The 15,300-nt window shown below is 67.5% G+C and carries 9 protein-coding genes; 7 read left to right on the forward strand and 2 right to left on the reverse strand.

All coding sequences use genetic code 11. The features are described 5' to 3' along the window. Positions 1-24: 24 nt before the first annotated feature. Positions 25-2,667 carry a transglycosylase domain-containing protein gene (locus ACFYV1_RS15870; RefSeq protein ID WP_389396046.1) on the reverse strand — a complete coding sequence of 881 codons (2,643 nt, stop codon included), beginning with the start codon at positions 2,665-2,667 and terminating at the stop codon, positions 25-27. A gap of 359 nt (positions 2,668-3,026) precedes the next feature. Here ACFYV1_RS15870 and ACFYV1_RS15875 point away from each other — a divergent pair, with 359 nt between their 5' ends. The 4 genes from ACFYV1_RS15875 to ACFYV1_RS15890 all read left to right on the forward strand — a co-directional run bounded on the left by ACFYV1_RS15875 (position 3,027) and on the right by ACFYV1_RS15890 (position 6,928). Further along, positions 3,027-3,743: a helix-turn-helix transcriptional regulator gene (locus ACFYV1_RS15875; RefSeq protein ID WP_389396047.1), complete on the forward strand. Its 717-nt coding sequence runs from the start codon at positions 3,027-3,029 to the stop codon at positions 3,741-3,743. 60 nt (positions 3,744-3,803) lie between these two features. Then, on the forward strand, positions 3,804-4,886 hold the full coding sequence (locus ACFYV1_RS15880) for an inositol-3-phosphate synthase (protein WP_389396048.1): 1,083 nt from the start codon (positions 3,804-3,806) through the stop codon (positions 4,884-4,886). Between the two features lie 174 nt (positions 4,887-5,060). Continuing rightward, positions 5,061-6,329 (forward strand): MFS transporter, encoded by a 1,269-nt coding sequence (locus ACFYV1_RS15885; RefSeq protein WP_389396049.1) that lies wholly within the window; start codon positions 5,061-5,063, stop codon positions 6,327-6,329. Between the two features lie 47 nt (positions 6,330-6,376). Next, positions 6,377-6,928 carry a hypothetical protein gene (locus ACFYV1_RS15890; protein WP_389396050.1) on the forward strand — a complete coding sequence of 184 codons (552 nt, stop codon included), beginning with the start codon at positions 6,377-6,379 and terminating at the stop codon, positions 6,926-6,928. Between the two features lie 100 nt (positions 6,929-7,028). Here the strand turns inward: ACFYV1_RS15890 and ACFYV1_RS15895 are convergent, their stop codons facing one another. Next, complete coding sequence (locus ACFYV1_RS15895; RefSeq protein ID WP_389396051.1) at positions 7,029-8,495, reverse strand: CCA tRNA nucleotidyltransferase; 1,467 nt, start codon at positions 8,493-8,495, stop codon at positions 7,029-7,031. Between the two features lie 178 nt (positions 8,496-8,673). Here ACFYV1_RS15895 and ACFYV1_RS15900 point away from each other — a divergent pair, with 178 nt between their 5' ends. The 3 genes from ACFYV1_RS15900 to ACFYV1_RS15910 all read left to right on the forward strand — a co-directional run bounded on the left by ACFYV1_RS15900 (position 8,674) and on the right by ACFYV1_RS15910 (position 15,283). After that, on the forward strand, positions 8,674-10,998 hold the full coding sequence (locus ACFYV1_RS15900) for a DUF6049 family protein (protein ID WP_389396052.1): 2,325 nt from the start codon (positions 8,674-8,676) through the stop codon (positions 10,996-10,998). A 45-nt stretch (positions 10,999-11,043) separates the two neighbouring features. Further along, positions 11,044-13,197 carry a murein biosynthesis integral membrane protein MurJ gene (gene murJ / locus ACFYV1_RS15905; protein WP_389396053.1) on the forward strand — a complete coding sequence of 718 codons (2,154 nt, stop codon included), beginning with the start codon at positions 11,044-11,046 and terminating at the stop codon, positions 13,195-13,197. A gap of 331 nt (positions 13,198-13,528) precedes the next feature. Continuing rightward, positions 13,529-15,283: a protein kinase family protein gene (locus ACFYV1_RS15910; protein WP_389396054.1), complete on the forward strand. Its 1,755-nt coding sequence runs from the start codon at positions 13,529-13,531 to the stop codon at positions 15,281-15,283. Positions 15,284-15,300: the final 17 nt, after the last annotated feature.

Genomic DNA, 15,300 nt, shown 5'->3' on the forward strand with positions numbered 1-15,300 from the left:
CCTCGTCAAAGGTGCCGGGCGCGGTCAGCTCTCGCCGTCCGAGCCTCCGAAGATGCCACCACCGTTGCCGCCGCCGTTGCCGTTGCCGCCGGTATCGGTACCGCCGTCGGTGCCCGGTGAAGTCGACGGACTCGTCGTCACACCGCCGTCGTTGCCGCCGGGACCGCCACCGCCATTGGCGCCACCGTTGACCTCACACGTCCAGTCCTCCCACGGGTTGCAGGACTCGGAAGGGCTGGGGCTGGTGGACGGGCTCGGGGAAGGGCTCTCTGAAGGGCTCTTTGACGGCGACGGGGACGGGGACGCGCTGGGCGTCGGCTTCGGGCTGGGAGCACCGCCGCCGTAGACCGCTTCGCCGTCGATGGGTTCCGGCTCGGGGAACCTCATGACCTTCTCGCCCTTGAGTGCCTCGGACATGTAGTCCTGCCAGATCTCGGACGGGAACGACGCTCCGTGGATCTTGTTCTGACCACCGGTGCCGTACATCTCGAGGAACTCGCGCTTCGTGTTCTTCTCGTCGTCGTCCAGGCGGTACATGTCGATGGCCGTCGACAGCTGCGGCGTGTAGCCGACGAACCACGCCGACTTGTTGCCGTCTGTCGTACCGGTCTTGCCGGCCACGTCCCGCCCGGGGATCCGGGCGTTCCTGCCCGTGCCCTCGGGCTTCTCGACGACATCCTTCAGCACATCGGTCACGTTGTTGGCGACGTCCTTGTCGAAGGGCTGCTTCGCCTCCCCTGCGTGCTCGTAGACCTTCACGCCGCCCTGCTCGACGAACTTCACCGAGTACGGCTCACGCTGCTTGCCCTCGGCGGCGAACGTCGCGTAGGCACCGGCCATCCGGATCGCGCTGGGTTCGGAGATGCCGAGCGAGAAGGACGGCACGTTCGACTTGGTCAGGCTGGACTCCAGCAGGCCCGATGCGATGGCCGCCTCCCTGACCTTCGGGATGCCGATGTCCATGCCGAGCTGCACGTAGGGGGAGTTGGCGGAGTGGATCATGGCTTCGCGCAGACTGATGTTGCCGTAGTCCTCCTGACCGTCGTTGGTCTGGAGCCACTCCTTCCCCTCCTCGTTGCGCCAGATCGAGCCGTCATAATTCTTGATCTTGAGCTTGTTCTTGCCGCTGTACCGGCTCTTGTCGGGGTCGACGATCCTGCGTGACTCGGCGCCCTGCTCCACGCCGAGCTCCGGATCGCGGACGCCCTCGCTCATGGCGGCTGCGAGGACGAACGGCTTGAACGTCGACCCGACCTGCGCGCCGGTCGCGTCGGAGTTGTTGGTGAAGTGCTTCGTCGCGTCCTGACCACCGTAAATCGCGACGATCTCGCCCGTCCGCGGGTCGACCGACGCCCCGCCGAACTGGACGTGGGTGTCCGTCTCGGGACGCTTCTTCGGGTCGATGTTCTCGTCGATGACCTTCTTGACGGCCTTCTCGAGCTCGCCGACCTTCTTCTTGTTGAAGGTGGTGTGGATCTCGAAGCCGCCCTTCGAGAGGTCGACTTCCTCGTCGTGATTGTTGACGAAGTTGGCGTTGGCCAGGTCCACCAGGTAGCCGATCTGGCCACCGAGCTGGGCGTTCTTGCGGGGCGGCTGGACGGTGGGGAGCTCGGTGTACTTCTGGCGCTCCGCGGACTCCAGGTGCTTGTCCTTGACCATCTCGTCGAGGATCCAGAGCCAGCGCTTCCGCAGCCGCTCGGTGTTGGCCGCCTTCGTCGCCGCAGGGTCGATCGCGGTGGCACCGGCCGGATCGTAGTACGTGGCGCCCTTGAGCAGTGACGCCAGAACCGCGCACTCGCTCGCGTTCAGTTCCTTGGCGTCCTTGTTGAAGTACGTGCGGGCGGCCGCCTGAATGCCGTACGCGCCCCGTCCGTAGTAGGAGGTGTTGAGGTACCCCTCCATGATCTCGGACTTCTTCATCTCACCATCGATCTTCATGGAGATGAAGAGCTCCTGGAACTTGCGGCTCAGGGTCTGGTCCTGGTCGTTCAGCCGCGCGTTCTTCACGTACTGCTGGGTGATGGTGGAGCCACCCTGGGTCTGCTCGCCCCGGGCCATGTTGAACAGCGCCCGGCCGATGCCCATCGGGTCGATGCCGGAGTCGTTCCAGAAGGTCTTGTTCTCCGCTGACACCACCGCGTTCTGCATGTCTCGCGGGATCTGTGAAATCGGGATGATCTGCCGGTTGACCTCACCACCGGAGGCGACCATCTGGGTGCCGTCGTCCCAGTAGTAGACGTTGTTCTGCGCCCCGGCGATCAACGCCTGGTTCGGCACGCCCACCATGGCGTAGGCGACCGCTCCGGCGGTCATGAGGCTCGCGAAGAACGCCAGGAACAGGCCGGTCGTGAGCTTCCACGACGGGACCCAGCGGCGCCATCCGTACTTGTCACGACGCGGGTAGTCGATCAATCGCTTCTTGCCCGGCGGGCCGCCGCGGCCGGAGGCTCCACGGCCGCTCTGCCCGCCGGCACCGCGTTGCGCGGCGCGCCGGGCCTCGGCACGACCACCGTAAGGACGGTCCTCGCCGTGGGAAGTGGAGGCCGAGGCCTGCGTGGTGCCCCTGGGCGGGGCGCCTCGCCGACCAGAAGGCTGCTGGGCGGCGCGTCTGGCCGCGGCACGCCCGCCACCCTGTGGCTGCGGCGGTTTGCGACGGTGCTCGCTCATCGAACGACTACTCCTCGGGCAGGCGAGACGCCTGGAAGCGGCAGTTGAGTTCCGGTCCCCCCGAAATGGATACGGACGGGCCCGTGAAAGGGCTCATCCGCTGTGCATCCACGGCGATGACGCATGGGGGCGTCACATGGTTCCCGGTGGTCTGCATCCGCACAGACTACGCACGGCCAAAACCCCCTGAGGAGCGAAGTTCACCCTATTTCAGGCAACTCGAGTCCCCCGAATTGACGATGTGACGCCGCTCACGATGCCCCCTCTTGTCGCAGCAGTCACACCGTTCTATCGTGCTGATGTATCGAGTCGATACATCAGCACGACATACAGGACCGGGACGTACGAGGGAGGCGACTGTGAGCAGGCGCTCCGGCATCCTCGAGTTCGCCGTCCTGGGTCTGCTCCGCGAAGCCCCGATGCACGGCTACGAGCTGCGCAAGCGGCTCAACACGTCTCTGGGAATCTTCCGGGCCTTCAGTTACGGGACCCTCTACCCCTGCCTCAAGACGCTGGTCGCCAGCGGCTGGTTGATCGAGGAACCGGGAAGCGCTCCCGAGGACGCACTCGCCGCCTCGCTGGCCGGCCGACGCGCCAAGATCGTCTACCGGTTGACGGCCGAAGGTAAGGAGCACTTCGAAGAACTGCTCTCCCACACCGGCCCGGACGCCTGGGAGGACGAGCACTTCGCGGCACGTTTCGCCTTCTTCGGCCAGACCGAGCGCGACGTGCGGATGCGGGTGCTGGAGGGGCGTCGCAGCCGGCTGGAGGAGCGGCTGGAGAAGATGCGCGCCTCGCTTGCCCGCACCCGCGAGCGCCTCGACGACTACACCCTTGAGCTCCAGCGGCACGGCATGGAGTCCGTGGAGCGCGAAGTGCGCTGGCTGAACGAGCTCATCGAGAGCGAGCGGGCCGGGCGGGATCAGCGACGAACCTCGCCCGAAGACACCGCTCAGCAGGACAACACATCTGGATCGACGGGCGGCCTGCCCCGGACCCGGGGTGACGAGTCGTCCGGAGGAACGTCTCCTGACGACCCCACCCCGCCGGATCCGTCCGACGACACCGCCAAGTGAGGCTCTGCGCTCCGCAGGGTTTCATCCGAAGTACCGAGATCACACAGGGAGCAACCGCCAATGGGTTCGGTTCGCGTAGCCATCGTCGGCGTGGGCAACTGCGCCGCCTCGCTGGTGCAGGGCGTCGAGTACTACAAGGACGCCGACCCGGCCGGCAAGGTGCCGGGTCTGATGCACGTCCAGTTCGGCGACTACCACGTTCGTGACGTGGAGTTCGTGGCCGCCTTCGACGTGGACGCCAAGAAGGTCGGCCTCGACCTCTCGGACGCAATCGGCGCCAGCGAGAACAACACCATCAAGATCTGCGACGTGCCGAACACCGGCATCACCGTGCAGCGTGGCCACACGCTCGACGGCCTGGGCAAGTACTACCGCCAGACCATCGAGGAGTCCGCCGAGGCGCCGGTCGACATCGTCCAGACCCTCAAGGACAAGCAGGTCGACGTCCTGGTCTGCTACCTGCCCGTCGGTTCCGAGGACGCTGCGAAGTACTACGCGCAGTGCGCCATCGACGCCAAGGTCGCGTTCGTCAACGCTCTTCCGGTCTTCATCGCCGGCACCAAGGAATGGGCGGACAAGTTCACCGAGGCCGGCGTCCCGATCGTCGGTGACGACATCAAGTCCCAGGTCGGCGCCACCATCACGCACCGCGTCATGGCGAAGCTCTTCGAGGACCGCGGTGTGATCCTGGACCGCACGATGCAGCTGAACGTCGGCGGCAACATGGACTTCAAGAACATGCTCGAGCGTGAGCGCCTTGAGTCCAAGAAGATCTCGAAGACGCAGGCCGTCACCTCGCAGATCCCCGACCGTGAGATGGGCGAGAAGAACGTCCACATCGGCCCGTCGGACTACGTGGCCTGGCTGGACGACCGCAAGTGGGCGTACGTGCGTCTCGAGGGCCGCGCCTTCGGTGACGTCCCGCTGAACCTGGAGTACAAGCTCGAGGTCTGGGACTCCCCGAACTCGGCGGGTGTCATCATCGACGCGGTGCGCGCCGCGAAGATCGCCAAGGACCGCGGCATCGGCGGCCCCATCCTCTCCGCGTCCTCGTACTTCATGAAGTCCCCGCCGGTGCAGTACTTCGACGACGAGGCCCGCGAGAGCGTCGAGAAGTTCATCAACGGCGAGGTCGAGCGCTGACCTGTCGAGTGGCTCCCGCAGAGCAGTGAGCAGTCCGCTGCCGCAGGTACCACCGCGAACACCCCCCGGCCGAAGGCTGGGGGGTGTCGCGTTTCCGCGCCCCTCCGGCGTCGCCGCCCGGCATGCCTCGGGTCGCCGCCCCACGGGCCGCCCCCGTGTGTGACCCTTGCTCGCATGCCTGTCGTACGTGATCTGCGCGTACTCCTGCGCCTGACCGGCTTCCGCCGGCTGCTGACGGTGCGCTTGCTCTCCCAGTCGGCCGACGGTGTCTACCAGGTCGCCCTGGCCACCTACGTGGTCTTCTCCCCCGAGAAGCAGACCTCTGCCGCCGCGATCGCATCCGCCATGGCCGTCCTGCTGCTCCCTTACTCCTTGGTCGGCCCCTTCGCCGGGGTCCTTCTGGACCGCTGGCAACGCCGCCAGGTCTTCCTGTACGGCAATCTGCTGCGCGCGCTGCTCGCCGGATGCACGGCCGTACTGATGCTCGCCTCTGTGCCCGACTGGCTCTTCTACGCCTCCGCCCTGTCCGTCACCGCCGTCAACCGCTTCGTCCTGGCAGGTCTGTCGGCGGCCCTGCCGCGCGTCGTCGACCCTGGTCGCCTGGTCATGGCCAATGCGCTGTCGCCAACGGCGGGAACCCTCGCCGCCACCGCCGGCGGCGGTCTGGCCTTCCTCGTCCAGCTGGCCGCGTCGGGCTCGGACGCCGCCGTGGTGCTTCTGGGTGCCGTGCTCTATCTCTGCTCGGCGTTGGCGTCACTGCGCCTGGCCCGCGAACTGCTCGGACCGGACCCGGACGAGATCCAGCCCCGCCTGGCCGCCGCGATCGCCTCCACTGCACAGGGGCTGCTGGACGGGCTGCGCCACCTCGGCCAACGGCGTACAGCGGCCCATGCGCTCGCCGCCATGACCCTGCTGCGCTTCTGCTACGGCGCGTTGACCGTCATGGTGCTGATGCTGTGCCGCTATTCATGGTCGACCGACGAGGGGGAGGGACTGGCGTTGCTGGGCCTGGCTCTCGCCGTCTCGGGTGCAGGCTTCTTCGCGGCGGCCGTGGCGTCCCCGTGGGCGGTCGGAAAGCTCGGCCGTTACGGGTGGATGATCACTTGCGCGGCTGCGGCAGCGGTACTGGAGCCGGCGCTGGCATTGCTTTTCGAACCGGCACCGATGCTCGTCGCCGCCTTCGTGCTCGGTCTCGTCACCCAGGGCTCGAAGATCGCCACGGACACCGTGGTGCAGACCTCCGTGGACGACGCCTTCCGGGGCAGGGTCTTCTCCCTCTACGACGTCCTGTTCAACGTCGCCTTTGTCGGAGCCGCGGCAATCGCGGCGCTGATACTGCCACCTGACGGTCGCTCGGTTCAGCTGGTCCTCATGGTGGGGGCGGTCTACGCGCTTGTGGCCCTCACCCTGGCCCGTTGGAGCCACACACATCGAGTGCTATAGCGTGCGCGCGTCAAGCAATCGAGCGTACGTTCACAGGGGGACCTCACATGACCTACCCACCACAGCAGGGGCAGGGCCCGTACGGACAACCGGCCCCTTACGGGCAGCAGCCGCAGCAGCCTCAGCCCGGCTATGGCTATCCGCAGCAGCAGCCGAGCCAGCCTGCTTACGGCTATCCGCAGCAGCAGCCCCAGCCGGGTAACGGCTACCAGCAGCCCCAGCAGCAGTGGGGTGCGCCTCCGCCGCCCCCGGCGCCTTCGCGTGGCGGTCTCAGCCTCAAGAAGAAGTTCCAGATCGTCGTGGCCGTCCTGGCCGTGATCGCTTTCGGCGTGTTCTGGTTCCTGGGCCGAGACGACGCCGACACCGCAAAGGCCGGCGACTGCCTCAAGAACAGCGGCACCCAGACCAACCCGGATCTCCAGGTGGTCGAGTGCGGCGGCGCGGAAGCGGCCTACAAGGTGGTCTCCGTGCACAGCGACACGACGGACCAGACGATCTGCGAAGGCAAGGCCGACATCGGCTACTACGAGCAGACCAGCGGCGGGCGACGCAGTTCGGGCAAGTCGTTCGTACTCTGCCTCAACGAGATCAAGAAGTAGCTCACCCTCACCCAGGCGATGTTTCACGTGAAACGACGCCTGGCTCGCGCTGAAGACGGTGGCGATGTTTCACGTGAAACATCGCCACCGTCTTCACGCTTCAGGACTGCTCCGACCACCACTCCGTGAGCGCCGAAACAGCAGCCTCGCGCTCCATCGGCCCGTTCTCCAGACGCAGCTCGAGGAGAAAGGCGTACGCCTTACCAATCACCGGGCCGGGTCCGACTCCCAAGATTTCCTGAATCTCGTTGCCGTTGAGATCCGGCCTGATCGAGTCCAGCTCCTCCTGCTCCTGAAGCTGCGCGATGCGCCCCTCCAGGCCGTCATAGGCACGGGAGAGGGCCCCGGCCTTCCTCTTGTTCCGGGTGGTGCAGTCGGACCGGGTCAGCTTGTGCAGTCGGTCCAGCAGCGGACCCGCGTCTCGCACGTACCGCCGCACGGCGGAGTCCGTCCACTCGCCGGTGCCGTATCCGTGGAATCGCAGATGCAGCTCCACGAGGCGGGACACGTCCTTGACCATCTCGTTCGAGTACTTGAGCGCCGCCATCCGCTTCTTGGTCATCTTCGCGCCCACGACCTCGTGGTGATGGAACGAGACGCGGCCGTCGTCCTCGAAGCGTCGCGTCCGGGGCTTTCCGATGTCATGGAGCAGGGCAGCCAGCCGCAGCACCAGATCGGGCCCTTCCTCCTCCAAGGCGATGGCCTGATCCAGCACCGTCAGCGAGTGCTCGTAGACATCCTTGTGCCGGTGGTGCTCGTCACTCTCCAGCCGCAGTGCCGGCAGTTCGGGCAGCACATAGGAGGCGAGGCCCGTGTCGACGAGCAGCGCCAGCCCCTTACGCGGGTAGGTGGACAGGAGCAGCTTGTTCAGCTCGTCACGGACACGTTCCGCGGAGACGATCTCGATGCGCTCCGCCATGCCCTTCATGGCGGAGACAACCTCGGGCGCCGGCTCGAAATCCAGCTGTGCGGCGAAGCGCGCGGCCCTCATCATGCGCAGCGGGTCGTCGGAGAACGACTCCTCGGGCGTGCCAGGGGTACGCAGCACCTTCTCGGCGAGGTCCCCCAGACCGCCGTGCGGGTCGATGAACTCCTTCTCGGGCAGCGCCACCGCCATCGCGTTCACCGTGAAGTCGCGGCGAACGAGGTCCTCCTCGATCGAGTCGCCGTAGGACACCTCCGGCTTGCGCGAATCCCGGTCGTACGCCTCCGAGCGGTACGTGGTCACCTCGATCTGGAAGCGCTGCACCGCGTCGCCGACTCGGCCGTCCTTGTGAGCACCGACCGTGCCGAAGGCGATTCCGACATCCCATACGGAGTCCGCCCACGGGCGGACGATCTTCAGTACGTCCTCGGGGCGGGCGTCCGTCGTGAAGTCGAGGTCATTGCCGAGCCGGCCGAGCAACGCATCGCGGACCGAGCCGCCGACGAGGGCCAGACTGAATCCGGCATCCTGGAATCGGCGCGCCAGGTCGTCGGCGACGGGCGACACCCGCAGCAATTCACTCACCGCGCGGTGTTGCGCCTGGCTCAGGGCAGTGGGGTTGTCTTCATTGGCGTTCGGCACAACAGAAAAGGGTACGTGCCCGGGCCGACCGGGTCGTCCTCCTTTTCCGGGACCTCGCGGCTCCCTACCGATCTTGTGAGGCACACCCCGGCACTTGGACACAGCAGGCATCGTTACCATGCGTGGACGCAAGAAGTAGAGAACCACCAACGGCAGCAGACGAGGGACGGGCGAGCGCGTGGCCGAGGCGGCAGACTTCCAGGGGATGCGTACTTCTCCTGCGCGCCGGTGGCTGAGCCGCGCAGCCTCCCTGATCACCGGCGTTCCACTCGTGGCCGGGCTCTGGTGCGGCCCCGCCGCACCGACGGCGCACGCCGCTGAGGAGGCCACCGGGTCCCGCACCGTGGATGTGTCTCTGAACACGCTGACGCCGGAAGCCCCCGGCAAGAAGGACACGATCACCGTGTCCGGGACAGTGCTCAACGAGGGCAGGCAAGCCGTCACCGACGCGCACGTCGACCTCCGATTGGGCCCGAAGCTGGTCGGAAGGACCGCCATCGACCGGGCTGCGGAGAGGACCGGGTACACCTACGGAGTGGACGCCCCGACCGTCGACGACAAGTTCAGCGTCAAGCTGCCGACGCTCTCCCCGGGCGTCAGCTACGACTTCAAGGTCTCCGTCCCCGCCGACGAGCTCGACCTGGACGACGACGGTGGCGTCTACCAGCTCGGGGTGTCCCTGGCCGGACAGACCGCGAGCCAGTCCTTCGAGCGTGTGCTGGGCATCGAGCGGACGTTCCTGCCGTGGCAGCCGGAGGCCGTGGACAAGAAGACGCACCTCACCTATCTCTGGCCGCTGATCTCGTCGACCCACCTCACCTCCGAGACCGGATCCGACGAGCAGCAGACCCCCGTCTTCGAGGACGAGGCGCTCGCCGCCGAGCTCGCTCCGGGCGGACGGCTCGACCAGCTCGTGTCACTCGGCAAGGAACTGCCGGTCACCTGGGTCATCGACCCGGACCTCCTGGCCACCGTCGACGCCATGACGCGCAGCTACAGCGTCAAGAGCGGCGACTCCACCGTCGCCGGCAAGAACCAGGCAGTCGCCAAGCAGTGGCTGAGCTCTCTGGAGGCGGCGGTACAGGACAGGAAGGTGGTCGCCCTTCCCTTCGCCGACCCCGATCTGGCCTCGCTGGCGCACCGGGGGAAGTCGGTGTCCGGCTCGCTCAGCCATCTGCAGCCCGCCACGGAAGTGGCGGAGATCACAGTGGAGACCATCCTCCATGTGAAGCCGTCCGTCGACTTCGCCTGGCCGGTGCACGGCGCGATCGACTCCTCGATCGTCGACGTGGCCACCTCGGCCGGCGCGCACAAGGTGATCGCCCGTAGCGACAGCCTGCAGGACAATCTCGCCTACACACCCACTGCCGCCCGTCCGATCGGCGGCGGCACCACGGCTGTGGTCGCAGACACCCGCTTGTCGACCGCCTTCCAGGGCGACATGACTCGCGCAGGCGACTCCACGTCGGCGGTTCAGCAGTTCCTCGCCCAGTCGCTGGCGCTGACCCTCCAGGATCCGGAAAAGCAGCGGAGCATCGTCGTCGCCCCTCAGCGGGTACCCACGATCACCCAGGCACAGGCCATGGCGCGCGCCCTGCGGGCCCTCGACGCCGAGCGCTGGACACAGCCACTGGATCTCGTTGCCGCAGCGTCCGCCAAGCCGGACGCCAACGCCAACACCAAGGTGCCCAGCACTTCCCAGTACCCGGCCGCGCTGCGCAAGCAGGAACTGCCGGTGCGCGCCTTCGAGGACATCAGGGAGACACAGGGCACCCTCGACAAGTTCAAGGTCATCCTCACTCTGGCGGACCGGGTGGAGGCGCCGTTCGGGCGCGCGATCGACCGTGAGCTGTCGACCTCCTGGCGGGGCAAGCCGGTGCCGGCGCAGGAGTACCGTGCCGGGGTCCAGGCCTATCTCCGGAACCTCACAGAAGAGGTCCAACTGATCGAGAAGTCCGACGTGACCCTGTCCGGTCGCAGCGCGACCATCCCGGTCACGGTGCAGAACCAGCTCGTCCAGGGCATCGACGACCTCGTTCTGCGGCTGAAGTCCAACAATCCCAACCGTCTCCACCTCGACGGCGACAAGGGAACAGCCGAGCAGCCGATCAAGGTCGAGGGCGGCCACAGCCAGACGGTGAAGTTCCCCGCGGCCGCCAACGCCAACGGTCAGGTCCAGATGACGGCGCAGCTGTACACCCAGGACGGGACGCCCTACGGCCGGCCGATGTCGTTCACGGTGAAGGTCTCGGAGATCACTCCGACCGTCATGCTCGTCCTCGCCGGGGGCGTGCTCCTGCTCGTCCTCGCCGGCATCAGGATGTACACGCAGCGCAAGCGTGCCGCCGCCGCGCAAGCCACTGATGCTCCCGCCGAGCAGGATGCCGCGGATACAGAGGGTGACAGCGGTGCCTCGGATCCGGGGCAGGCGAGTGACCTCGCACCTGACACCGGACCGGAAAGCGGCGACCCGTCGGGCGCTGGTGAGAAAGTGGACCGTTGAGCGATGTCGTGGCCGGTCGGCCGGGGACGATGAGGTGGGGTAGTCATGAACGCGCCGTACGACGGTGACCGCGGCCAGGGCGCGGGCGGTGACCCGGCGGGCTCCTACCCGCCGCAGCAGCCTCCGGCGGACCCGTACTCGCAGGATCCCTACGTCCAGGACGCCTACGCCCGAGACCCCTTCCAGGCGCAGGACCTCTCCGCCCAGGACCCGGTGAACGAAGCGCTCTACGACCGCTCCGCGCACCCTCCGCCTCCTCCGGGCACATACCAGGACCCGCAGCCGCTCTATCAGCAGCCGGCGGCCCCACAGCATGCCCCTGACCCCCGCATCTGGGCGCAGACACCGCCGCCCGAGCCCGACGGCCCTTCCCGTCACCTCCCGTACGGCGACGACGCCAGAACCACTCAGTTCACCGGCGTGGACGACCTGGTCACCCACGCCGGCGAGGAGAAGCCGGAGCCGGACGCCTTCGCCCACCTTTACCGGGACCAGCAGTCCTCTGTGCCCTCTCCCGCCTCTCCCGCCCCTGAGCCGATGCCCGCGACACCTGCCCCCAAGAAGCCGGCGGGCCGGGCCACCAGTCTGCTGAAGTCCAGTGCCGTGATGGCGGCCGGAACCCTGGTCTCCCGCCTCACCGGTTTCGTCCGCAGCCTGGTGATCACCGCTGCCCTCGGTGCCGCGCTTCTCGGCGACACCTTCACCGTCGCCTACACCCTGCCGACGATGATCTACATCCTCACGGTCGGCGGCGGCCTCAACTCCGTCTTCGTCCCGCAGCTGGTCCGCGCGATGAAGAACGACGACGACGGCGGCGAGGCGTTCGCCAACCGTCTTCTCACACTCGTGATGGTGGCGCTCGGCGCGATCGTCGCCGTCGCGGTCTTCGCGGCACCACTGCTGATCCGGCTGATGTCGGACACGATCGCCTCCGACCAGGCGGCCAACAGCGCCGCGGTCACATTCGCCCGCTACTGCCTGCCCACGATCTTCTTCATGGGCATCCACGTGGTCATGGGGCAGATCCTCAACGCCCGTGGCAGGTTCGGCGCGATGATGTGGACCCCGGTCCTGAACAACATCGTCATGATCACCACTTTCGGGCTGTTCATCTGGGTGTACGGCACCTCGGCCGAATCCCGCATGGGCGTCCAGACGATCCCCGAGGAGGGCATCCGGCTGCTGGGCATCGGGACGCTGCTCGGACTGGTGGTCCAGGCGCTGGCGATGATCCCGTACCTGCGGGAGACCGGCTTCCGCTTCCGTCCCCGGTTCGACTGGAAGGGACACGGGCTCGGCAAGACCGTGAAGCTGGCGAAGTGGACCGTTCTCTTCGTTCTCGCGAACCAGGCCGGCGTACTCGTCGTCACCCAGCTCGCCACCGCGGCCGGTGCGGCTTCCGGTAAGCAGGGAGCGGGCTTCATCGCCTACACCAACGCCCAGCTGATCTGGGGCATGCCGCAGGCGATCATCACCGTGTCGGTCATGGCCGCCCTGCTGCCACGCATCTCCCGCGCGGCCCACGACAACGATCCCGGTGCCGTACGCGACGACATCTCCCAGGGCCTTCGCAACTCGGCGGTCGCCATCGTGCCCGTCTCGTTCGCCTTCCTGGCGCTCGGTGTCCCGATGTCGACACTGTTGTTCGCCTCCACCGGTCTCGAAGCGGCTCGGGGCATGGGCTTCATCCTGATGGCCTTCGGTCTCGGCCTGATCCCGTACTCCGTGCAGTACGTGGTGCTGCGTGGCTTCTACGCCTACGAGGACACCCGGACCCCCTTCTACAACACCGTCATCGTCGCGATCGTCAACGCCGGTGCCTCAGCCCTGTGTTACCTGCTGCTGCCCGCCCAATGGGCCGTGGTCGGCATGGCCGCGTCCTACGGCCTCGCCTACGCCGTCGGTGTGGGTGTCGCCTGGCGGAGGCTCAAGAACCGCCTGGGCGGCGATCTGGACGGCGCCCACGTCATGCGAAGCTACGCCCGGCTCTCCATGGCTTCCGTTCCCGCGGCGGTCGCCGGCGGCGCCGTCGCCTACGGCGTCCTCAAGGGACTTGGCAGCGGCGCAGGAGGTTCAGTGGTCGCGCTGGTGGCCGGAGGAATCGTGCTGCTGGGCGTCTTCTTCGTCGCGGCGAAGCGGATGCGCATCGCGGAACTCAACGCCATGGTCGGCATGATCCGCGGGCGTCTCGGCCGCTAGTGCCGTGACCGGCAATGTTTGCCCGTGAAGGAGCGTCGTCCAGTGCGTGCGATCGCAAGGCGGCCGGAAGTCCTTGTAGCGGAGCTACCAGGGCTTTTGGCCAACGGTGGGGGCACCTCCCATGCCCGAAGGGCTATGGGGGAGAGGGTGCGTGCTGGGCGGCGCGACACGGCAAAGCTTGCCGGGAGGGGCACTGGAGGCCGGCGAGCGACGGAGGGCGGGTCCCGCACAACCATCGGCGGACGCTGCGTGTCGTGCATAGCGTCGGACTGTGGGCACAATTGGCATGGCTGTTGGACATGGCGCAACGGATGGGGAGGCAGGAACGACGGTGGCGGAACGTAGCACGGCTGCCGTCGACGTGGCCGACAACGGCGGGGAAGAACCGCTGACCGCGAAGGCGGGCAAGGCCACGACCGACGGGGCGGCGGAATCCCAGAGAGCCGAATCAGGAGCAACGGACTCTCCAAGCACAACGGACAAGGCGGCACCCGACACCGACGGTCAGCCGCAGGACGGCGAGCCGTCCTACTCCACACCCGAACTCCACAGCGGCCACAAGCTCGCCAGGCGCTATCGGCTCGAGGAGTGCGTCACCCGTCTGGACGGTTTCAGCAGTTGGCGGGCAGTCGACGAGAAGCTGCGGCGAGCGGTCGGCGTGCACATCCTGCCCGCCGATCACCCGCGCGCACGCTCCGTTCTTGCCGCCGCCCGTTCCTCGGCACTGCTCGGCGACCCCCGGTTCGTCCAGGTCCTGGATGCTGTCGAGGAGAACGACCTCGTCTACGTCGTGCACGAGTGGCTCCCGGACGCCGTGGAGCTGACCGCCCTGCTGGCCGCCGGGCCCTTCGAGCCGCACGACGCCTATCAGCTCGTGGACCAGGTGTCCCAGGCCATGGCCGCCGCCCACCGGGAGGGCCTTGCCCATCTGAAGCTCACTCCCGGCGCCGTGCTGCGGACCTCCACGGGGCAGTACCGGATCCGCGGACTGGCAGTGAACGCCGCTCTGCGCGGGATCGCCTCCGACGGTCCCCAGCGCACCGACACCGAGGCGATCGGCGCCCTCCTGTACGCCGCCCTGACCCAGCGCTGGCCGTACGAGAACGATGCGTACGGTCTGTCCGGGCTGCCCAAGGGCGTCGGGCTGGTCGCTCCCGACCAGGTGCGGGCCGGTGTGCACCGAGGCCTCTCGGAGCTGGCCATGCGGGCCCTGGTCAACGACGGCGCCACGGCTTCGCGTCAGGAGCCTCCGTGCACGACGCCGGACGAACTGGCCAAGGCCGTTGCGGCGATGCCGCGTGTCCGTCCCCCTGAGCCGGCGTTCACGGCTCCCCCCGAGTACCAGCGCACCACCTACCAGCAGGGGAACTACGGCCGGCCCCAGGCGATGCCGGGGACGGCGCCCACCACGCCGTTGCCGACCCCGCCTCCGCCGCTGCAGACCCGTACCGGCAAGGCCCTCAAGTGGGCCGTGTCGGCGCTGCTCATCGCAGCGCTGGGCATCGGCAGCTGGCAGGTCGCCGACAAGCTGCTGGACGACCGCAAGGCCAAGGACGAGCCCAAGACGTCGGAGACCGCCGGCCCGGAGGAGGCCGACGACAAGCCCAAGGCACCCGTGCCGCTGGAGGTCCATGACGCACAGGAGTACGCACCGGACGGCAGGCCCCAGAACGCCGCCAAGGTCGACGCCACCTATGACGACGACGCCACGAGCGACTGGCGCACCGGATACTTCACGGACGGGCCGGACCTCGTGCCTTCGATCAAGGAGGGCGTGGGCATCGTCTACGACCTCGGGTCCGACAAGGAGATCTCGGGTGCTTCCATAGCGTTGCGCTACGGCGGCAACCACACCACGATGACTCTTTACGCGGTCGAGTCCCTGTCGCCGTCCGGCTCCGTCGACTCGATGGACAAGATCGCCACCGGGCAGACCAATGGCTCGGAACTCACACTGACGGCCCAGAAGGCCGCGAAGAGCCGGTATGTACTGCTCTGGATGACCGCGATGCCCTACTCACCTCGCGACGGCTACAACGGCGCGGGACACAAGCAGGGCATCGAGGACGTGAAGTTCACCAGCTGACAGGCATGGTCAGAGAA

It is taken from the genome of Streptomyces sp. NPDC003023, assembly GCF_042888225.1.
Classification (GTDB): Bacteria; Actinomycetota; Actinomycetes; order Streptomycetales; family Streptomycetaceae; genus Streptomyces.